At 68.5% G+C, this 20,768-nt stretch carries 16 protein-coding genes and 1 pseudogene; 10 read left to right on the forward strand and 7 right to left on the reverse strand.

Annotation, left to right across the window (positions count from 1 at the left end):
• Nucleotides 1-47 precede the first annotated feature (47 nt).
• The 4 genes from ASC92_RS27390 to bla all read left to right on the forward strand — a co-directional run bounded on the left by ASC92_RS27390 (nucleotide 48) and on the right by bla (nucleotide 5,026).
• Nucleotides 48-1,499, forward strand: coding sequence for an amidase (locus ASC92_RS27390; protein WP_056522530.1), 1,452 nt, complete (start codon nucleotides 48-50; stop codon nucleotides 1,497-1,499).
• 53 nt (nucleotides 1,500-1,552) lie between these two features.
• The gene (locus ASC92_RS27395) at nucleotides 1,553-2,524 is read left to right on the forward strand and encodes a tripartite tricarboxylate transporter substrate-binding protein (protein ID WP_056522533.1); all 972 of its coding nucleotides are present in this window, start codon (nucleotides 1,553-1,555) and stop codon (nucleotides 2,522-2,524) included.
• Nucleotides 2,525-2,528: 4 nt separating this feature from the next.
• Nucleotides 2,529-4,010, forward strand: coding sequence for an MFS transporter (locus ASC92_RS27400; RefSeq protein WP_235506025.1), 1,482 nt, complete (start codon nucleotides 2,529-2,531; stop codon nucleotides 4,008-4,010).
• 128 nt (nucleotides 4,011-4,138) lie between these two features.
• The gene (gene bla, locus ASC92_RS27405; protein ID WP_056522535.1) at nucleotides 4,139-5,026 is read left to right on the forward strand and encodes a class A beta-lactamase; all 888 of its coding nucleotides are present in this window, start codon (nucleotides 4,139-4,141) and stop codon (nucleotides 5,024-5,026) included.
• Nucleotides 5,027-5,033: 7 nt separating this feature from the next.
• On the opposite strand, the gene ASC92_RS27410 is transcribed toward bla, so the two are convergent.
• Complete coding sequence (locus ASC92_RS27410; protein WP_056522538.1) at nucleotides 5,034-6,065, reverse strand: LacI family DNA-binding transcriptional regulator; 1,032 nt, start codon at nucleotides 6,063-6,065, stop codon at nucleotides 5,034-5,036.
• Between the two features lie 197 nt (nucleotides 6,066-6,262).
• Between ASC92_RS27410 and gntK the strand changes: the two are divergent.
• Both gntK and ASC92_RS27420 read left to right on the forward strand, forming a co-directional pair.
• Nucleotides 6,263-7,813 (forward strand): annotated as a pseudogene (gene gntK, locus ASC92_RS27415) (gluconokinase).
• Between the two features lie 72 nt (nucleotides 7,814-7,885).
• Nucleotides 7,886-8,776: an AraC family transcriptional regulator gene (locus ASC92_RS27420; RefSeq protein WP_056522751.1), complete on the forward strand. Its 891-nt coding sequence runs from the start codon at nucleotides 7,886-7,888 to the stop codon at nucleotides 8,774-8,776.
• Nucleotides 8,777-8,779: 3 nt separating this feature from the next.
• Here the strand turns inward: ASC92_RS27420 and trhA are convergent, their stop codons facing one another.
• Complete coding sequence (trhA, locus tag ASC92_RS27425; RefSeq protein WP_056522543.1) at nucleotides 8,780-9,403, reverse strand: PAQR family membrane homeostasis protein TrhA; 624 nt, start codon at nucleotides 9,401-9,403, stop codon at nucleotides 8,780-8,782.
• Nucleotides 9,404-9,424: 21 nt separating this feature from the next.
• The gene (locus tag ASC92_RS27430) at nucleotides 9,425-10,876 is read right to left on the reverse strand and encodes a glycerophosphodiester phosphodiesterase family protein (protein WP_056522545.1); all 1,452 of its coding nucleotides are present in this window, start codon (nucleotides 10,874-10,876) and stop codon (nucleotides 9,425-9,427) included.
• A gap of 154 nt (nucleotides 10,877-11,030) precedes the next feature.
• Here ASC92_RS27430 and ASC92_RS27435 point away from each other — a divergent pair, with 154 nt between their 5' ends.
• From ASC92_RS27435 to ASC92_RS27445, 3 genes are read left to right on the forward strand one after another with little or no spacing between them, the layout of a single operon-like run.
• Nucleotides 11,031-11,756, forward strand: a complete 726-nt coding sequence (locus tag ASC92_RS27435) for an RNA polymerase sigma factor (protein ID WP_056522548.1) — start codon at nucleotides 11,031-11,033, stop codon at nucleotides 11,754-11,756.
• Nucleotides 11,757-11,781: 25 nt separating this feature from the next.
• Nucleotides 11,782-12,354, forward strand: a complete 573-nt coding sequence (locus tag ASC92_RS27440) for a ferritin-like domain-containing protein (RefSeq protein WP_056522550.1) — start codon at nucleotides 11,782-11,784, stop codon at nucleotides 12,352-12,354.
• 41 nt (nucleotides 12,355-12,395) lie between these two features.
• Nucleotides 12,396-12,740, forward strand: a complete 345-nt coding sequence (locus ASC92_RS27445) for a c-type cytochrome (protein ID WP_056522754.1) — start codon at nucleotides 12,396-12,398, stop codon at nucleotides 12,738-12,740.
• 9 nt (nucleotides 12,741-12,749) lie between these two features.
• Here ASC92_RS27445 and ASC92_RS27450 read toward each other — a convergent pair whose 3' ends face one another.
• The gene (locus tag ASC92_RS27450; RefSeq protein ID WP_056522553.1) at nucleotides 12,750-14,513 is read right to left on the reverse strand and encodes an IlvD/Edd family dehydratase; all 1,764 of its coding nucleotides are present in this window, start codon (nucleotides 14,511-14,513) and stop codon (nucleotides 12,750-12,752) included.
• A gap of 173 nt (nucleotides 14,514-14,686) precedes the next feature.
• Here ASC92_RS27450 and ASC92_RS27455 point away from each other — a divergent pair, with 173 nt between their 5' ends.
• The gene (locus tag ASC92_RS27455; protein ID WP_056522555.1) at nucleotides 14,687-15,676 is read left to right on the forward strand and encodes a sialic acid TRAP transporter substrate-binding protein SiaP; all 990 of its coding nucleotides are present in this window, start codon (nucleotides 14,687-14,689) and stop codon (nucleotides 15,674-15,676) included.
• Between the two features lie 10 nt (nucleotides 15,677-15,686).
• Here the strand turns inward: ASC92_RS27455 and ASC92_RS27460 are convergent, their stop codons facing one another.
• The 3 genes from ASC92_RS27460 to ASC92_RS27470 form a co-directional block, all read right to left on the reverse strand.
• Nucleotides 15,687-17,102, reverse strand: coding sequence for a GTPase/DUF3482 domain-containing protein (locus ASC92_RS27460; RefSeq protein WP_056522558.1), 1,416 nt, complete (start codon nucleotides 17,100-17,102; stop codon nucleotides 15,687-15,689).
• Nucleotides 17,099-18,505, reverse strand: a complete 1,407-nt coding sequence (locus tag ASC92_RS27465; RefSeq protein ID WP_056522562.1) for a DUF2868 domain-containing protein — start codon at nucleotides 18,503-18,505, stop codon at nucleotides 17,099-17,101. Before ASC92_RS27465 ends, ASC92_RS27460 begins: the two co-directional genes overlap by 4 nt.
• A gap of 399 nt (nucleotides 18,506-18,904) precedes the next feature.
• A complete protein-coding gene (locus tag ASC92_RS27470; protein WP_056522565.1) occupies nucleotides 18,905-20,761 on the reverse strand; it encodes an ABC transporter ATP-binding protein in 1,857 nt (618 codons plus the stop codon).
• Nucleotides 20,762-20,768: the final 7 nt, after the last annotated feature.

Here is a 20,768-nt window from a genome sequence, read left to right on the forward strand (position 1 = left end):
AGAAAACAGTATTGGACGTAATGTTGCCGCGTATCAATCATCTACGCATGAAGAATTTTCCGCGCCTTCCAAGGTCCGAGATCTGCGAGATGTTCGCGTCGGCGATGCGCACGCTGGTCGCGCAGCGTGAACTCTCCCCGGTGGAGATCGTCGACGAGGTGCTGCGCCGCGCCGACGTGCTCCAGCCGCACCTGAACTGCTTCATCACTCTTTGCCACGACGAGGCGACGGAACAAGCCCGGCAGGCCGAGCAGGCGATCATGAGAGGCGACACCGTGGGGGCACTGCACGGCTTGCCGTTCACCGTGAAAGACATCGTCGACACCGCGAACGTCAGGACCACCTACGGATCGCTGCTGCATCGCGATCACGTGCCCGCGCACGACGCCGTGGCCGTGGCGCGCATGCGCGAGGCGGGCGGCATCCTCATCGGCAAGACGACCTCGTCGGAGTTCGGTGCCAAGTGCATGACCGACGCGCCGCTCTTCGGCAGCACGCGCAATGCATGGGATCCGACGCGCACCAGCGGCGGCTCCAGCGGCGGGGCAGCCGTTTCCATGGCGGCAGGCATCGCGCCGCTGGCCATTGCGACCGACGGGGGAGGCTCCACCCGGATTCCCGCGGCATGCAACGGCGTGGTCGGGCTGAAGCAGAGCCTGGGCGTGGTTCCGCACAGCCAGGTGCAGGACGCGTTCGGCAACTACACCTACGTGACGCCCACCACGCGCAACGTGGGCGACACGGCGCTCATGCTGCAGGCGATGACCGGCGCCCACGGTTCGGACCCCTGGTCGCTGGGCGTGCCGGCCCGGCGCTACTTCGACGACCTGCAGCCCGGCGGCGACCTGCGAGGAAAGCGCGTCCTTTTCAGTGCGACCCCGGCGGGGCGGCCGATTGCCGCCGACGTCGCCGCCGCTTTCGAGGCCGCCCTTGCAACCCTGCGGTCACTGGGCGCGGACCTGGAGGAGATGTCGGGAGAGGGCTATGACGTCGAGCCGGTGTGGCGTGTGATCAATCACACGAGCTGGCGGGGCCGCTTCGCTCCGCTGGCCGAGGCGCATGCCGACCGGTTGAGTCCCTCGCTGCTGCAGCAGCTCGCGCTGGCGGAGCACGTCGACGGAGTCGCCTTCCAGCAGGCCATGTTCGCGAGGACTGCGCTCTTTCGCAAAGTCCAGGCGCAACTGGAAACGCACGACTTCATCTTCACGCCGACTCTTTCGCGCACGGCGCTGCCGATCGACCAGGACCTCTTCGGAAGCATCGAGATCGACGGCAGGGAATTTGCGGAGCTGCGGCCCAACTGGTTCCCCTGGACGATGCCGTTCAACCTCACCGGGCACCCCGCCATCAGCCTGCCGTGCGGCGCGGGCCGCGACGGCTTGCCCATCGGCATGCAGCTCGTCGGCGGCTTCCGCGAAGACCTGCAGTTGCTGCAGGCCGCGGCGGCTTTCGAGGCCCACCACCGGCCGGCCAATCCGCTGCCGGTCCTGGCCTTCTGAGCACGCCATTTCTCTTCTTGTTCTTCGTCAATCAACCTTGCAGGTATCTCACCATGACCTCGTTTCCAAAGACACTCGTGCTCAGTGCGTTGGTCGCCCTGGGCGGAAGCTTCGCGCATGCGGACAACAACGCGCCCATCAGGCTGATCGTGGGATTTCCACCGGGTGGCGCGCTCGACAACCTGGCACGCTCGGTGGCCGAGGACTTGCGCACGGCGCTCAAGGAACCGGTGCTGGTGGAGAACCGGCCTGGCGCGTCGACCCGCATTTCCATCGAGGCCGTCAAGACCGCGCGGCCTGACGGGCGCACGATCCTGATCGGCGCGACCCCGCCGTTCGTGTTCTTTCCGATGACCTATGCGCGGCTGAACTACGACGTCGACAAGGACTTCATTCCTGTTGCCCACCTCGCCAACGTGCCCAGCGTCGTCTCCACCGGCGCGGGCCAGCCGTACCGGACGGTTCCCGAATATGTGGCCTGGATCAGGAAGAACCCCGGCCAGGCCAGCGTGGGCATGACCAACCTCGGGGGCGGGCTTCACTTCAGCGTGCTGCAGCTGTCCAAAGCCATCGGCGTGCCTCTGACGGCGGTCACCTACAGGGGCGGGGCGCCGCTGGCGACCGACATCATCGGCGACCACGTGCCGGTCGGCACCGACGCGCTGGCCAGCCAGCTCGAGTTGCACCGTTCCGGAAAGCTGCGCATCCTGGGCGTCGCAGGAACGAAGCGGCTGAGCTGGCTGCCCGACGTTCCGACGATCAAGGAGTCGGGCTACGACGCGTTCGACCGGGCCAACGCGGCCTATGCCGCGTTCGTGCCGGCGGGCACGCCGAAGGACGTTGTGGCGAAGCTCGAAAGCGCGTTCCTGGCCGCGATTCGCAACCCGCGGGTGCGCGGGCAACTCGATCACATGGGCCTCGAGCCGACGGGGCTTCCCGGCGCGGAAGTGACCCGGGTGATGAACGAAGACCGCGAGTACTGGCGCCCCATCGTCAAGGCCTCGGGATTCAAGAGCGAAGACTGAACCGGTGGCGGCCGCATTCCTCACAGGCTCTTCGCGCGCAGAAGCGGCTGCCGACGACGAGGACAGGGCCGGGTGGGCCGTGCTCGCCGCGGCATGCCTCGGTGCGCTGCTGTGCTTCCTGAACCTCAGCGCGCTCAACGTGGTGCTGCCCGCGGTGGGGCGCAGCCTGCAGGCCTCGCCCGCGCAGGCGAGCTGGATCCTGCTGTCCTACATGCTCGTGAGCACCGTGTGCATCCTCAGCTTCGGAAGGCTCGCCGACCTGTGGGGGCGGCGGCACCTGTTCCTGGCGGGGCTGGGCCTCTTCGTGGTCGCCTGTGCGGCCTGTGCCGTCGCGACGAGCGCGGAAACGATGCTTGTCTTCCGCATCTGCCAGGCCGTGGGCGCCGCGGGCGTCATGGCCAACACCAGTGCCCTGGTGGGCGATGCGTTCGGCCGCCGCAGGATGGGGCTCGCCCTGGGCGTGCTCGCGATGGTGGCCGCGCTGGCCCAGGTCGCCGGCCCGCTGGCGGGCGGCTTCATCGTGTCGTGGTGGGGATGGCGGGTTCTCTTCATGCTCAATGTTCCCGTCGGCCTGTGCGTCCTGGCATGGTCGTGGCGGATCCTCCCGAAGACGGCGGCGGTCCGTGCCGAGCGCTTCGACATGGCCGGCGCCGCGTTGTCCCTGGTCGGGATCGGATGCGTCACCTATGCGCTCTCGCTGGCGGGGAGCCATGGCTGGGCCAGCATGTCGGTGTGGGGCTTCCTGCTCGCGGGCGGCGCGGGAATCCTGTCGTTCGCCCGGCTTCAGCGGCGCGTGGCCAGTCCGCTGGTCGACCCCGAACTCTTCGGCGACCTGCGGCGCCGCACCGCCTACATCTGCATCCTGCTGCTGTCGATGACGCAGGCGGCGCCTCTTTTGCTGATTGCGCTGTATCTGCAGGCATGCACGGCCCTGTCTGCCTCGGATGTCGGGCTGCGCGTGGCGCCTGTCGCCCTCGGGATGCTGGTGGCCGCGCCCGTTGCCGGCGGCCTGCTGCATCGCTTCAGACCCGAATCGATCTGCATGGCTGCGATGCTGCTTGCCGCAGGCGCGCTGGCGCTGCTGGCCGCGCTGCTGCAGCCGTCGATCGGTGCCGGCCAGCTTGCCGTGTGCCTGCTGATGCTCGGCTGCGGCATAGGGAGTTTCGTGACGCCCAACAACGCGTCGATCCTGCAGAGCGTGCGTCCCCATCGGCGAGGCATCGCCAACGGCGTGCGCTCGACGCTCCAGAACGCGGGAATCATGGTGGGCACAGCGTTGACGCTGGGCGTGGCGATGGCGCAACTGCCCGAGGACTCGCAGCGAATGATCCTGGGACACGGCGGCACAGGCCTTTCGGCTTTGGACGTTGCGCTGCTCACCCGGGGCGCGAGGTACGCGCTGCTCATGCTCGCGTTGTGCTGCGTGTCGGGAGCCGTGCTGATCGCGAAGACATGCCTTCGGCCTGCGCCGCCGCCGCCGGCCTGAAGCCGCTCGGCGCCGTTACAGCAGATACACCCGGGACGCGAAACGTCGCCGGGCGGCTGGATCGCCGGGAGGGGCGCTCCTAGGATTCGCTTCGTCCCATCCACTCGCCGAATGAAAGAGAAGACGAAATGAATCCTCCCGTCCAGCGCCGCAGCCTGTTGCTCGCCGCCTCCGTCCTGCCGCTCGCCGGCGCATGCACCGCGTGGTCCCGAACGGGATCGCCGTCTTCGGCCGAGGCGCAGCTCGCCGAGCTCGAACGCGCTTCGGGCGGCCGCCTGGGCGTGGCCGGCTTCCACACCGGCAGCGCTGCGCGCATCCAGCACCGGGCGCACGAGCGCTTTCCGCTGTGCAGCACCTTCAAGCTGATGCTGGCCGCGGCCGTGCTCGAACACAGCGCGAAAGACGCCAGCCTGCTCGCGCGGCGCATCGGCTACGGCAAGGCCGACCTCGTCTCCTGGTCGCCCATCACCGAGAAGCATATGGCCGACGGCATGACGGTTGCCGAACTCTGCGCCGCCACCGTGCAGTACAGCGACAACGGCGCCGCCAACCTGCTGCTGAAGATGCTGGGCGGCCCGGCCACGGTCACTGCCTTTGCGCGCGGCATCGGCGACCAGGCCTTCAGGCTCGACCGCACGGAGCCCGAGCTCAACACCGCAATTCCCGGCGACCTGCGCGACACCACCACGCCCGCGGCGATGTCCGACAGCGTGCAGCGGCTGGCGCTGGGCGATGCGCTGGGCACGGCGCAGCGCGAACAGTTGAAGGACTGGCTGCTCGGCAACACCACGAGTACCGAGCGTTTCCTGGCGGGCGTGCCGGCCGGCTGGAAGGTGGGCGACAAGACCGGCTCGGGTTCCTACGGCAGCACCAATGATGTCGGCGTGCTGTGGCCGCCGGCCGGTGCCCCGCTGGTGCTGTCGGTGTACCTGACCTTTCCGCAGAAGGACGCGAAGGGACGCAGCGACGTCATTGCATCGGCAACGCGCATCGTGGTGGCTGCGCTGGCGGGCTGAGACGCCGTCAACTGCTTTGCCGCACCACCAGTTCGAACCCCATGTCCACCGTGCGCTCGCTCACCGGCTCGCCGCGCATCAGTGCCAGCAGCATCGAGGCGGCGCGCATGCCGATCTCCTTGCGCGGCGTGCGCACGCTGGTCAATGACGGCAGCATCTGGTCGCTGCCGTCGAGGTCGTTGAAGCCTGCGATCGCCACGCGCTGCGGTACGGAGACGCCGGTGCGCAGCGCGGCGAGCAGGCCTCCCTGCGCAAGGTCGTCGTTGCAATAGAAGATCGCGTCGATGTCCGGGTGGCGGGCGAGCAGGTCTTCGAACTGCCGTCCGCCGAGCGCCATGGACGTCGGGCCCGGCGTGAGCAGTTCGAGCTGCGGGTCGTGGCAGCCCGCCGCACGCAGCGACCGCCGATAGCCTTCGAGCCGCTGCATCACACGCGGATCGAGCTGGCCCGCCGCATAGGCGATGCGCCGGCGGCCGCGCTGCAGCAGGTGCTCGGTGAGCGCATGGGCCGCGTCTTGCTGGGAGAGTCCCACGCTGAAGATGCCCGGCGCCGGCGAGGTTTCCATCAGGTGCACGCAGGGCACGTCGCTTTCTTCGAGCATGCGCGAGGCCGCCGCGCTGCGGTCGAGGCCGGTCAGCAGCAGCCCGGCGGGGCGCTGCGAGAGATAGCTGAGCAGCAGCGCTTCTTCCTGCGCGAGGTCGTAGTGCGTCACGCCGATCAACGACTGGAAACCCGAAGGCGCCAGGGTGTCCTGCACCGCCTCGAGCAAATCGACGAACAGGGCGTTCGTCAGCGACGGGATCAGCACCGCGACATGGGAGCTGCGGGCCGAAGCCAGCGCACGCGCAGCAACGTTGGGCACGTAGCCGAGCTTGTCCACCGCGGCCTGCACGCGGGCCTGCAGGTCCGGCGCCACGTTGCGCGCCCCGCGCAGCGCGCGGGACACGGTGATCGGGCTGACGCCGGACACCCGGGCCACGTCGTCGAGCGTGACGCGGCTGGAAGAACGGGAGCGGGGGCGTTCGGAGGTGTTGGCCATTTTTATTGGGGTTAATACCAGTATTTAATTGGACAGCGCAGTCCTAGGATAGCGCTATCCCAGCCCTTGGCCATCGGCACAAACCCGGTTGATTCCCCAGCGGCTGATTTTTTCGATCTTGAGGAGGTGATGCTGGATCTCGGTCGTCGCGATCATCTTCATCATGCTGCTCGGCATGGTCGTCCAGGAGAAGGCACATGAACCGCATCGTCATCGGCGTCGATATCGGAACCACCAGCACCAAGGCGGTCGCCTTTTCCCCGGCGGGGCGCGTGCTGGCGAACGATGCGGTGGAGTACCCCCTGCTGCAGCCCGAACCCGCGGCCGCGGAGCAGGACCCGGAGCAGATCTACTAGGCCGTGCTGTCGACCATCGCCTCGTGCGTGCGGCAGTGCAAGGCGGCGCCGGGCAATGTGCTGTGCGTGTCGTTCAGCGCGGCCATGCACAGCCTGATCCTGGTGGACGAACACGGCGCGCCGCTGACGCGCAGCATCACCTGGGCCGACCACCGCAGCGCGGCCTGGGCCGGGCGCATTCGCGCGGAGTGGGAGGGCGACGCGATCTACCACCGCACGGGCACGCCGATCCATCCCATGTCGCCGCTGGCCAAGCTGGTGTGGCTGCGCCACGAGCGCCCGGAGCTTTTCGCGCGCGCCCGGCGCTTCGTCGGCATCAAGGAGTACGTGTTCTTCCGGCTGTTCGGCCGCTGGCTGGTGGACCATTCGGTCGCATCGGCCACCGGGCTCTTCAACATCGGGCAGCTCGACTGGGACGCCGGGGCGCTCGCGCTCGCGGGTGTGCGCGCCGAGCAGCTCTCGGCGCCGGTGCCCACGACCTGGCACGTGGAGGGACTGGCGGGCGAGACGGCGGCGCAGCTCGGGCTGTCGAGCGACACGCCCTTCGTCGTCGGGGCCAACGACGGCGTGCTTTCCAACCTGGGCGTGAACGCGGTGGCGCCGGGAGAGGTGGCCGTGACCATCGGGACCAGCGGCGCGATGCGCACGGTGATCGACCGCCCGATGACCGACGCCGAAGGCCGCACCTTCTGCTATGCGCTGGCCGACCGGCGCTGGGTCGTCGGTGGGCCGGTGAACAACGGCGGCATCATCCTGCGCTGGGTGCGCGACGAGTTCGCCTCCGCCGAGGCAGAGACCGCCAAGCGCCTGGGCATCGACACCTACGAAGTGCTCACGCGCATTGCCGAACGCGTCTCGGCCGGTTCCGAAGGCCTGGTGTTCCATCCCTTCCTGACCGGCGAACGTGCGCCGTACTGGAATGCGGATTTGCGCGGCTCCTTTTTCGGCCTGGGCATCCATCATCGCAAGGAGCACATGATCCGCGCCGTGCTCGAGGGCGTCATCTTCAATCTCTACAGCATCCTGCCCGCGGTCGAGTCGATTGCGGGCACGAGCACCAGCATCAAGGCCACAGGCGGTTTTGCGCGCTCGGGGCTGTGGCGCCAGATGATGGCCGACGTGTTCGACCGCGAAGTGGTGGTGCCGGAGAGCTTCGAGAGCTCCTGCCTCGGCGCTGCCGTCCTCGGGCTTTATGCGCTCGGGCACGTCGATTCCCTCGACGTGGTGTCGGGCATGGTGGGCGCCACGCACCGCCACACGCCCAATCCGAAGAACGCGGCGCTCTATCGGCAATTGCTGCCCGTGTACCTCTCACTGCCGCGCAAGCTCGGCGACGAATACCGCACCCTTGCGAAGTTCCAGCAGCAGACGGTGCAGCGCACCGGTGACTGAGGCCATTCCTTTCTAGTTGGAGATCCGGTCTTGTTCAACACGATCCCGCCAGCCATCGCTGCCCGACCGCGCATGCCTGACACCCTGCGCCGCGCGATGTTCCAACGGCCCGGTGCCGACGTGTTCGACAAGAAAACCTCGATCCACTGCACCGAGTACGCAGCGTACGCAGCCCGCGACCGGCAGGCCGGCCTGCACGACTACGAACTGCATCTCACGGGGGCCTTGCCAGGGCGCATCCGCGTGAGCGACGGCGCGGACAGGGAGGTGCCCCCAAAAGCGGTCGTTCTTCTGGGCCCCAGGCTGCCGCACAGGCTGGCCATCGAATACCGCGCGACCGGGGCAGCCGAGCAGCCGCGTGGCCTGGTGCTGCGCTTCGGCGACGAACCGCTGCGCCGGGGCATGGAGCTGTTTCCCGAACTCAATGACGCGGGCCCGCTGCTGGCCCGCGCACGGCATGGCGTGCAGTTTCTCGGCCTCGGCGAGGGTACGGCAGGGCGCTTCAGGCGCATCCACGCGCTGCAGGGGCTCGCACGCTTCTCGGAATTCACTGCGCTGCTGAGCGAGCTCGCGCAGTGGAACGACTACCGTCTGCTTTGCACGCCGTCGCTGCAGGACGACGCGCATGACGAGAACGGCCGCGCGACGCGCATCCACACGGCGCTCGACCACATCCGGGAAAACTACGCGGAAGAACTCTCGCTCGCCGAAGTCAGCGCCGTGGTCGGCATGCGCGAGCACACCTTCTCGCGCTGCTTTCGCCGTGCCACGGGGCAGACCTTCACCGACGTGGTGATCGGCCTGCGCGTGGACAAAGCCTGCCGGCTGCTGCTGTCCACGCGCCAGCACGTCAGCAGCATCTGCTACGAGGTGGGGTTCAACAACATCTCGAATTTCAACCGGCACTTCCGCAGGCTCAAGGGCATGGCGCCGGGTGAATTCCGTGCCATTGCGCGGGAGTAGGGCTTACAGCACGAACCACCCCACCGCCACATAGTGGCTCGCCGTCCCCGCCAGCACGAACAGGTGCCAGGCCCCGTGCGCATGCCGAAAGCCCTGGCGGTTGCGGTAGAACACCGTTCCCGCCGTGTAGAGCACGCCGCCGATCAGCAGCCATGCCAGCCCCGCGCCTTCGAGCCGCGCGGCCAGCGGCACGGCGGCCAGCACCCCGAGCCAGCCCATGCCGATGTACAGCGCCAATGATGGCTTCTTCAACGCATTGCCTCCGGCCGGCATCAGCTCGCGCCAGATGCCGAAAAGCGCCGCGCCCCAGATGGTCGCCAGCAGCAGCCAGCCCCACGGACCTTGCAGCGTGACCAGCGCGAAGGGCGTGTAGGTGCCCGCGATCAGCAGGTAGATCGCGCAATGGTCGGCGCGCTCCCACATGCGCTTGTGCCGGCCGCGCGTGCTGTGGAAGAGGGTGGAGGCCGCATACAGGGCCACGGCCGAGAGCGAGAACACCAGCGCTCCCGCGATGCGCGCAGGGTCGCCGGTGGGCACGGTCTTGGCGAGCAGCAGGGCTGTCGCGGGCAATGCGAGCAGCAGGCCCAGCAGGTGGCTGTATCCGTTGAACCGTTCGCCGGGGTACATGTACGCAGGCCGGCCTGGGCCTCAGCGGCCGGTTTCCTTCAGGTAGGCCGCGCGCGCCGCGAACGCCGTGTTCGCGAAATCGGAGAACACGCCGTCGATGCCCGCGCGGAAGTACGCGAGGTATTCGGCCGTCGGGTCGCCCTTGTAGATGCCTGCCAGGTACTTCGCCTCGTTGCGGAAGGTGTAGCTGTGCACGAACAGGCCGGCCTTGTGCGCATCGGCGATCAGGCTGGTGGGCTTGATGGTGTTCACGTCGGCCAGGCCCTTGCCTGCGACGAAGGGCACGATGGTGTGGGCCATGACCTGCGGCTTCCACGGGCCGATGCCGTCGGCATAGGTCTTCACGTCGGCCAGGCCCGCGGGCGTGAGCATCTCGCCGAACCACTTCGGGTTGCCGGCCAGCGTCCAGCTGTAGGGGCGGCCGTCGACGAAGGTGTAGACGTCGTTGGTGACGTAGATCATCTCGCCGGTCTGGTAGTTGACGTCGTTGCCGTCCACCAGCTGCACCGCGCGAGCCTTCATGCCGGCCGAGCGCAGGTACTTCAGGCTCTCGGGCTCGAAGCTCTGCACGAAGATCGGCGCGTCCTTGCGGTTCAGGTCGTTGAAATTCATGATCTTCAGCAGCGCGTCTTCCAGCGGATGGCTGCCGGCCGGCCCGCAGCCGTTGGCGATGGCCTGGGCGTTGTTCCAGATCGGGTTCTTGGTCTCCGGGTACACGGTGAGCGTGCGGCCGGTGGCTGCGCTCTTGGCCTTGGCGATGTCGATGATTTCCTGGAAGCTCAGGATCGGCAGCTTGCCGTTGAGGTCCGTCGGGCGCTGGTCCCTGGCATCGTAGGTGGTGCCGCGGATCCATTGGCGCAGCTCGTCCATCGTGAAGTCGGTGATCGACCAGTCGTTGGTGTGGTCCTCGCCATCGACGACGAGCGACTTGAGCACCGACTTCGGATCGCTCGGATCGCTCGGGTCGGTCAGGTCGCTCAGGTGCTGGGCCGGGCCGTTGGCCTCGACGGGCGGGTACGTCACGTTTACCAGCACACCCGGCACGGTGCGCTTGCGGCCTGCGACGGTGGTGTTGGTCTTGGCGACGTCGGCGATGTTGGTGTTGTCGCTGAGCCAGGGGTTGTGCCGCGCGACGAGCACGCAGTCCTTGGTGAGATGCAGGTCGGTTTCGAGCGAATCGGCGCCGGCGTCGGCCGCGGCTTCGTAGGCGACCTTGGTTTCTTCGGGGTACAGGCCCGGCAGGCCGCGGTGGCCGATGACCAGCGGGACCGAGCCGTCGAGCGTGCCCAGGGGCGCGGGAGCCGGGGCAGGGGCCGGTGGTGCGGGGGCAGGTGCCGGCGCCGGCGGGAGAACCGGGAACGCGATGCCACCGCCGCTGCCGCCTCCGCAGGCTGCAATCACGAGGCTGCCGCCGATGGCTGCGAGGGCGGCGCGAACCGGGCGTGGCGCGGGAGCGGGGGCGCTCATTTTCATATGCGGTCTTCGAGGGTTCGTTGAAAGGGAAACCAAAGCCGTGGGATGCTAGGTTTGGCGCGTGACGCGGCAGTGACCGAGGTGTTCCGGGCGCGTGCAGAAATAACTGAAACGCGGCGCGGGTTCGCACCATCTAATGGGAAAAGCAGCCTCCATGCCCCACATCGCCTCCACCCCCGACGCCGCCCCCGCCACCGAGGGCGCATCCGACCGCGAGCTTGCGGCGCGCTCCGCACAGGGCGACGCGCAGGCTTTCGCGGCCATCATGCGGCGCCACAACCAGCTGCTGTTCCGCACGGCGCGCAGTGTGCTCAAGAGCGACTCCGAGACGGAGGACGCCGTGCAGGAGGCCTATTTGCGCGCATGGCGGGCCATCGGCACCTTCCGGGACGACGCGCAGCTTTCGACCTGGCTGGTGCGCATCGTCATCAACGAGGCCCTGGGGCGCTTGCGGCGTCGAGGGGCACAGGTGATTCCGCTCGATGGGGCGAACGTAGACCACGTGGCCCCGGACCCGGACCCGGCGTCGGCGGTGGCCGACGATCCCGACCTGCAACCCGAACGCCTGGCCATGCGCGAAGAAATCCGCCTTCTGATGGAGCGCCGCATCGACCGGCTGCCCGATGCCTACCGCACCGTGTTCATGCTGCGGGCGGTCGAGGAAATGAGCGTGGCGCAGACCTCGATTGCGCTCTCACTGCCCGAAGCGACCGTGCGCACGCGCTTCTTTCGCGCACGCAGCCTGCTGCGCGAGGGCCTGTCTCGCGACATGGACGTCGCTTTGGGCGACGCCTTCTCATTCGATGGCGCACGTTGCGATCGCATCGTGGCGGGTGTGCTGTCGAGCCTTGTCGACGCGCGGGAATCGCCCCGCTCGTGACGTTCACCCCTGCGAGGAAAACAAAATGTCCTTCTTTCAGATGACTTCCCCCATTGCCGCCCGGCGCATGTTCCTGGGCCATTCGGGCCTGGTGCTGTCCGGCGCCGCGGTTGCGCTGCTGGCCGGCAAGGACGTGCTGGCCGCCAAGGCCGGCGGCGCGAGCGGGAACGATGTGCAGATCCTCAATACCGCGCTGGGCGCGGAGCTGGAAGCCATTGCGGCTTACCAGCTCGGTGCCGAAAGCAAGCTGCTCGAGAAGCCGGTGCTCGACCTGGCGCTGACCTTCCAGGGGCACCACAAGGCGCACGCGGAGCTGCTGTCCCAGACGGTCGCCAAGCTCGGCGGCAAGGCCGTTGCAGCCAAGCCGAAGTACGACTTCCCGGCGGACCAGCTGAAGTCGCAGGCGGACGTGCTGCGGTTCGCGGCCAAGCTCGAACAGGGCGCGGTGAGCGCCTACCTGGGGGCCGTGCCGCTGTTTGCGAACCGCGATCTGTCGAAGGCAGCGGCGAGCATCCTCGGCGACGAAGCCATGCATTGGGCCGTGCTGCGCCAGGCGCTCGGCGAAGCACCGGTGGTGCCTTCGGCCTTCGTGTCGTGACGCCCCTGCAGCTTCTGGCGGTTGCCGCGCTGTTCTCAAGCATGGCCGCATGGGGCGCCGCGCCCGATGCGGTGCGCGGCGAGCAGATCTATGCGCGCTGCCTGGCGTGCCATGCGCTGGCGACCGACCGGGTCGGGCCCAGGCACTGCGGCCTGTTCGGACGGCTGGCCGGCAGCGTGCCCGGTTTCAGCTATTCGCAGGCCATGAAGAATTCGAAGATCGTGTGGAACGACAAGACACTCGACCGCTTCCTGGCGAAGCCTCTGGCCATGGTGCCAGGAAGCGCCATGACCTATGACGGCGTACCGGACCCGATGGAGCGGGCAGACCTGATTGCGTACCTGCGGCAGGCGAACGGCAAGCCGCCATGCACGAACGGCCATTGAAGAAAAGCATCATGCCCGCGGCACCTTCCCTACCGTATCCGGCGCACGGAGAAAGTCGAAGTCCACGCCCTTGTCGGCCTGCGTCACGGTCTGCAGGAACAGCTTCCTGTAGCCACGCTCGGCGGTGGGCTCGACCACCGTCGTCTCTTGCGCGCGGCGCGCCAGTTCTTCGTCCGTCACCAGCAGCGAGATCTCGCGCCTTGCCACGCTGAGCCGGATGCGATCGCCGCTGCGCACATAGGCCAGCGGCCCGCCGATGGCCGACTCGGGCGTCACGTGCAGCACGATGGTGCCGAAGGCGGTGCCGCTCATGCGGCCGTCGGATATGCGCACGATGTCTTTCACGCCGGCACGCGCGAGCTTGCGCGGGATGGGGATGTAGCCCGCCTCGGGCATGCCCGGCGCGCCCTTGGGGCCGATGTTCTTGAGCACCAGCACGTCGTCGGCCGTCACGTCGAGCTCGTCGCTGTCGATGCGGGTCACCAGGTCTTCGGCGTTCTCGAAGACCACCGCACGGCCTTCGTGCTCCATCAGCGCCGGGTCGGCGGCCGACTGCTTGATGATCGCGCCGCCCGGCGCGAGGTTGCCCCACAGCACGGCGATGCCGCCCTGCGGATAGATCGGGTTGTTTGCGGAACGCACCACGTCCTGCCTGAAGCCCGGCCCGGCGCGCTCGATCTCCTCGCCCAGCGTGCGGCCCGTGACGGTGAGCGCGTCGAGGTGCAGCAGCGGCTTGAGTTCGCGCAGCAGCGCGGCCATGCCGCCGGCAGCGTGGAAGTCTTCCATGTAGTGCTGGCCGGAGGGCTTCAGGTCGAGCAGCACCGGCGTCTCGCGGCCCATGCGGTCGAGCGCGTGCAGGTCGATGTCCAGGCCCATGCGCCCGGCAATGGCCGCGAGGTGCACGATGCCGTTGGTCGAGCCGCCGATGGCCAGCAGCACGCGCATCGCGTTCTCGAAGGCGGCGGGGGTCAGCACCTTGTCGATGGTGAGATGGTCGCGCGCCATCTGCACCGCCTGCGCGCCGGTCTGCTCGGCGATGCGGATGCGGTCGGCCGTCACAGCGGGCGGCGAGGCGCCGCCCGGCATCGTCATGCCCAGTGCCTCGGCGATGCAGGCCATGGTGCTGGCCGTGCCCATCACCGAGCAGGTGCCCACGCTCGCGACCAGCTGGTTGTTGACGTCGGCGGTTTCCTCGGCGTCGATCTCGCCCGCGCGGTACTTGCCCCAGTAGCGCCGGCAGTCGGTGCAGGCGCCCACGCGCTCGCCGCGGTGGCTGCCGGTGAGCATCGAGCCGGTGATGAGCTGGATCGACGGCAGGCCCGCCGAGGCCGCGCCCATGAGCTGCGCGGGCACGGTCTTGTCGCAGCCGCCGATCAGCACCACGGCGTCCATGGGCTGCGCGCGCACCATTTCCTCGGTGTCCATGGCCATCAGGTTGCGCAGGTACATGCTGGTGGGCGCGGCGAAGCTCTCGTGCACCGAGATGGTCGGAAAGTCCATCGGCAACCCGCCTGCGAGCATCACGCCGCGCTTGACGGCCTCGACGAGTTGCGGCGCATTGCCGTGGCAGGGGTTGTAGGCGCTGCCGGTGTTGGCGATGCCGACCACGGGGCGGTCGAGCGCCGCGTCGGTATAGCCCGCGCCCTTGATGAAGGCCTTGCGCAGGAACAGCGAGAAGCCGCGGTCGCCGTAGCTGGTCAGGCCCTTGCGCATGCCTGCACCGTTCGGGTTCGTGCTGTTGTCGTCGTCGGGTTCGAGGGGCAAGGGGGACATGGGGGCCTCTGATCTGTGTTTGTTGCGTGATCGTATGCCCGTGCTCGGGCAAACCCGATTACCACTTTTTGTTTCAAATCCTTACGATTGAGCCCGGGGGTGTTTTCGTGGCATTCCCTTGCGCTGGCGCGCAATTTGCACTGGTTTTGCCTTTTCTCATCGAGGGAGAGTTCATGAAAAGCTTCTTGCCGTGGCACCGGGCGGGCGTCCTGCTGATGGCATTGGGTGGCGTCATCGCTGTCCACGCCCAGGCCCAGGTGCTGCAATTCAAGTGGGGCCATGTCTACGAGCCCACGAGCATCTTCCACCAGCAGGCGGAGTTGGCGGCGCGCAAGATCGCCGAGCAGTCAGACGGCAAGATCAAGATCGAGGTCATTCCTTCCTCCAAGCTGGGGCAGGAGGGCGACTTTCCGCTGATGCTGGCGAACGACTCGGTGCAGATCGCCTACGTCGGGCAGGCCACGCTGGCCGAGGGCTATCCGCCGTTGAGCCTGGGAACCTATCCCTTCGCCTTCAAGGACCTCGACCACATGCGCAAATACCTGGCGAGCCCGCTGCTGGCCGAGCTGATGAAGGGCTACAACGAGAAGAGCGGCAACCGCATGGTGGCTTCGGTGTACTACGGCGCGCGGCAGGTCACGTCGGCAAAGCCGCTGTCCAGGCCCGAGGACTTCCGCGACCTGCGCCTGTACGTGCCCGCCGCCGCGGCCTACCAGCTGTTCGCCACCGCGCTCGACGCCAAGCCGGTGACGCTGCCTTTCATGAGCCTCTATGGCTCGCTCAAGAAGAACGAGGTGGAGGCGCAGGAAAACCCGCTCGACATCGTCAAGTCGAAGAAGCTCTACGAAGTCCAGAAATACGTGCTGCTGACGGGGCACGTCTACGACACGCTGGGCATCGTCATCGGCAAGGCCGCCTGGGCAAAGCTCGCGCCGCCCCAGCAGGCGATGGTCGAGAAGGTGCTCGCGGAAACCGCGAAGTGGACCAACGTGGGCGTGATCGCCGGCGAGCTCGAGGACGAGAAGTTCCTGCGCGACAAGGGCATGACCGTGTCGCCAGCCAACCGGCAACTGTTCCTGGAGCGGATCGCGAAACGTTCGACGCCCGAGCAGATGGGCGCGCGGCCGGGCGACTACGCGCGGCTGCAGGCGCTGGTGAACTGACGCGGCGGTTTCAGGCGGCTTCGAAGGCACGCAGCAGCGCGTGCGAGAGGTCGGCCACGAGTGCTTCGCGCTGCGGAGAAGGGCGCCAGAACGCACGGCTGGCCACGCCCGTGACTTCCCATTCGGGATGGTTGCGCGCCGGCTGCACGCCACGCACCGCGGCCGCCGCGGCTCGCGTGGGGGCGTCGCCGTTCTCGGGCGCATCCGCGGCGATGCGCTGCGTGGCCGCATGGCCGCGCTGCTCCAGGGCCTGCGTGAGCTTGAGCTGCCATGCGGCCAACGTGAACAGCACGCCGTCTTCCACCGTGAGTTCGTGTACGTCGCGCAGCTTGTTGGCCAGCTTGCGGCCGAGCGGCCCCCAGCCCTGCGACACCGCACCGCCGATGGCGCCGCCCAGCGCCGCGCCCGCGCCGAGCGAGATGCCTGCCACTGCCAGGTCGGCCACCACGCCTACCGCGGCGCCGATGACCGCGCCCTTGCCGAGCCGCAGGCCCGCGTCCTTCATGGCTTCGGGGCTGAAGAAATCGAGCGTCCAGCGGCCTTCGATCATCGGCAGCGGGGCCTCGTCGGCGTCGCCCTGGCGGAAGCCGTAGAGCGCGAGCAGGTCGTCGGTGCAGCGCTGGGCCTTGTCGAACACGGCCTTCTGCAGCGCGGCGACGAGCGCCTGGCGGCGTGCCGCGTCGGCGAACTCGGTGGACGACACCGTGCGGCGCACCGCGGCTGCATCGACGAGCAGCGCGGCGATGCGCGTGCAGGCGGACTGGCGGCGCCGGGCCGCTTCGGCATCCAGCGCATCGACCACGCCGCGCAGCAAGTCGCGGCGCTCGCGCAGCAGCGTGGCGAGGTCGTTGTACAGGTCTTGCTCGGCGCCGACGAACGGGGCCGCCGCGTCAAAGCGCACCTGCACGTGCAGGCCATAGGCCGAGAGCAGCTCTCTCCACGCCGGTTCGCGGCTGGCGGCGTCGCGCACGAAATTCAGCACCGGCAGTACGGGGCGCGCGCAGGAGTTGAGCAGTTCGATCTCGTCGCGGAACTTGGGCAGCACCGGCTCGCGCACGTCGATGACCAGGAAGGCTGCGTCGATGTCGAGCATGGTGCGCAGCACCTTGGCCTCCTGCTCGAACACGCCATGGGCTTCGGGGCCTTGCAGGAACTGGCGGATGCGCTCGGGCGGCGTGGCCTGCTGATCAAAGCCGGCCAGGTGCTCGCGCAGCGCGACCGCGTCTTCCAGGCCCGGCGTGTCGAAGAAGCGCACGGCGGCTGCGCCGTCCACGTCGAGGTCGACCGATTCGACATGGCGCGTGGTGCCCGGGCGCTGCGACACCTCGCCGAAGCCGACGCGGCGCGTGAGCGTGCGCAGCAGCGAGGTCTTGCCTGCATTGGTGTGGCCGACGACGGCGATACGGATGGGTGGCTGCGGCGTCATGGTGCGGCGACCCCGTCCTGCAAGGAGACGTCCAGGCGGTCGCTGGCGGCGACGCGCTCCAGGCCGGTGTCGCGCAGCCAGTCGAGCCAGCGCTGCGTGGCGCCGGCATGGGGCGCATCGGCCAGCCAGATGCGGCACTCGCCGCAATGCGCGAGCAGCTCGCGCAGGAAGCGCTCGGTGCCGCGGTCGGGGCTCGATGCGGCGTGGCAGACCAGCAGCACGGTACGCGGATGGACGTGGGCCAACTGGTCGAGCAGGGTGCGGCGCGCAGGGGCGCTGCCGTCGATGCGCTGCGCCTGCGTCGCCATGCCGGCGGGCAGGGCGGCAGGGGGCCAGGGCATGTCAGGCGGCAGCTCGAAGCCGACGACGAAGAGCGCGTCATGCAGTTCCGAGGCCGGCAGGCCCGTGGGCAACGCGCCGCGCGTGCGGCCCGGATCGGCATCGACGATGGCCGCCGGGGCCATCGCCTCAAAGCGGGCCACCAGCTTGCGATAGTAGGGCTCGCTCCAGTCGGGCTGCAGCGCCTTGCGGCGGCGCTTCCAGACGAAGGCGCTCAGCAGCACGAGCACCACGCGCGGCAGCAGCCCGTACACCACGATGCAGCCGGTGAGCCACAGCGCCCAGGTGCGCTGGCCGCCTGCGTTTGCGGCACCGGGGGCCGCCGCCAGCACGGCGGCGGCATCGGGCACGGGAAAGCCGAGCTGCGCCGGCGCCCAGCCGAGCGCCTGCACGGCCCGCACGAAGAAGGCCGGCTCGAGGATCGTCGTCTCCCAACTCAGCGTGTAGCTGCGAAACGCGAGCGCGAACAGCATGGCGGCCAGCACCACGGCGAACGACAGCGACCAGATGCCGTGGCTCACGAGCCCAAAGGCCCATGGCAGCAGCCTGGCGCGGGAGAGCAGCCCGGTGGCGGCGCGCACCAGCAGCGGCGCCTGGCCGCGCCTGCCGCCGGCCGCGCGCGCGGTGAGCGACAGCCAGATCCAGCCGAGCGACGCGGTACTGAAGGAAGCAAAGGGCATCCACAGGCCCACGAGCCACAGCAGCAGCGTGAGCGCATGCAGGCCCAGCAGGCTCACGAGCGCGACGATCACGTTGATGTGGCGCTCGCCGCCGCCGACCACGTTGCCCGCCAGCCCGAGGCCGGCCACCACGATCAGCGCCACCAGCGCGAGCAGCACCCACGGCGCCCACTGCCGGGCGCGTGCGAACTCAGACTGGAGGCCGATGCGTTCGCCGAGCCGCAGCGCACGCTCGATGATCTGCCCGTGGGCATCGGTTGTGCGCGATGCTGCAGTGCGCAGGGCTTGCGCATCGTCGAGCGGGCCGGTCTGCTCGGTCCATCGGATGGCCTCGGTGATCACCGCGTCCGGAAAAGCAGTTTCGCGCAGCGCGGTGTTGGTCAACAGGGTCCCTTCGCAGCCAATCGGTCCATCGCCCGCCGGGTGCGGGGGGCGCGCGAATTATGCCCGGCGCATCAGGGACGGCCACGATGGAAACGGGGCCGCAAGCGGCCCCGTTCTGCATGTCGCGGAAGGCAAGGGCGCGTGCCCGGTCTCAGCGAAGGCCGAAGAACGAAAGCACGGCTACGAGCACCACGATCAGACCGACGATGTAAATGATGGAATTCACGCGAGGACTCCTGTGTTGAGACGCGTCCAGCATTGCGCCGCCTGCAGGGCGCCACTGTCGGCAGGGGGCGGCGTGTGCTGTAGGCGCGTGTGAAGCGCCGCCCCGAGATTTCCCGGAGGGCTCGGGTGGTTCGCCTCATGTGTGACGATTGTTTGCAGGCGCAACCGGGGCCTTCAGGCGCGCAGCGCCTCGTCTTCCTCGAGGTTGTCGCCCAGGAACCCACCGCTCTGGTGCGCCCACAGCCGCGCATACAGGCCACCCTGCGCCATCAGCGTGCGGTGGTCGCCTTCTTCCACCACGCGGCCTTCGTCGAGCACGATCAAGCGGTCCATCGCGGCGATGGTGGACAGCCGGTGCGCAATGGCAATCACGGTCTTGCCCTCCATCAGCGCGTAGAGGCTTTGCTGGATGGCGGCCTCGACCTCGGAGTCGAGCGCGCTGGTGGCTTCGTCGAGCAGCAGGATCGGCGCGTCCTTGAGCATGACGCGCGCAATCGCCACGCGCTGGCGCTGGCCGCCCGAGAGCTTCACGCCGCGCTCGCCGACGTGCGCCTCGTAGCCGCGCCGTCCGGTTGCGTCGCCGAGCGTCTGGATGAAGTCGTGCGCCTCGGCCCGCTTCGCCGCCGCCTCGATCTGCCCGTGCGTGGCGTCGGGCCGCCCGTAGGCGATGTTGTCGGCCACCGAGCGGTGCATCAGCGAGGTGTCCTGCGTGACCATGCCGATGTGGCTGCGCAGCGAGTCCTGCGTGACGTGCGCGACGTCCTGCCCGTCGATCAGGATGCGGCCGCTCTCCAGGTCGTGGAAGCGCAGCAGCAGGTTCACCAGCGTCGACTTGCCGGCGCCCGAACGGCCCACCAGGCCGATCTTCTCGCCGGGTTTCACCACGAGGTTCAGGTCGTCGATCACGCGGCGGCCGGCGTCGGCATAGCGGAAGCTCGCGTGCTCGAAGCGCACCTCGCCGCGCGGCACCTCCAGCGTGCCGGCGCCGGCTGCGTCGAGCACGGTGCGCGGGCGCGACAGCGTCTTCATGCCGTCCTGCACCGTGCCGATGTTCTCGAACAGGCTGGTCATCTCCCACATGATCCAGTGCGACATGCCCTGCAGCCGCAGCGCCATCGCCGTGGCCGCAGCCACCGCGCCCACGCCGACCGCGCCGTGCGACCACAGCCACAGCGCCATGCCCGCCATGCCGGCCGTGAGGCCCATGCTCAGCGTGTGGTTGACGATCTCGAAGGCGCTCACGAGGCGCATCTGGCCGTAGCCCGTGTGCATGAATTCGCGCATCGCGTCGCGCGCGAAGCCGGCCTCGCGCTGCGTGTGCGAGAACAGCTTGACGGTCGCGATGTTGGTGTAGGCGTCGGTCACGCGGCCAGTCATGAGCGCGCGGGCGTCGGCCTGCGCCTTGCCGACCTTGCCCAGGCGCGGCACGAAGTAGGCCAGCGAGGCGATGTACAGCGCCAGCCAGATCAGGAAGGGCCATGCCAGTTGCACGTCGAGCACGCCCACCAGCAGGATCATGGTGGCCACGTACACGCCCATGGCCACCAGCACGTCGGCCAGCACGAAGATGGTGTCGCGCACGGCCAGTGCGGTCTGCATCACCTTGGCCGTGATGCGGCCGGCGAACTCGTCCTGGTAGAAGGCCATGCTCTGGCCCAGCATCAGGCGGTGGAAGTTCCAGCGCAGGCGCATCGGCAAGTTCACCGCGAGCGTCTGGTGCTTCACGATGGTCTGTAGCGCGACCACGCCGATGCTGATCACCAGGAACGCGGCAAGCCACATGAGCGTGGTGCCGCGTTCTTCCCAGAGGCGCGAAGGCTCGAGCCCGCCGAGCCAGTCGACGATGCGCCCGAGGATCGCGAACAGTGCCGCCTCGAAGATCGACATGACGGCAGTGAGCGCGGCCATCGCGGCGATCTTTCCGCGCACGCCATGCGTGCAGGCCCAGAGAAAAGCGACGAAGCCTTGCGGTGGCAATGCAGGTTCGGCGGCAGGATAGGGGTGAAGGAGTTTTTCGAAGAAGCGGAACAAGGAAAGG

It is taken from the genome of Variovorax sp. Root411 (genome assembly GCF_001425205.1).
GTDB lineage: Bacteria > Pseudomonadota > Gammaproteobacteria > Burkholderiales > Burkholderiaceae_C > Variovorax.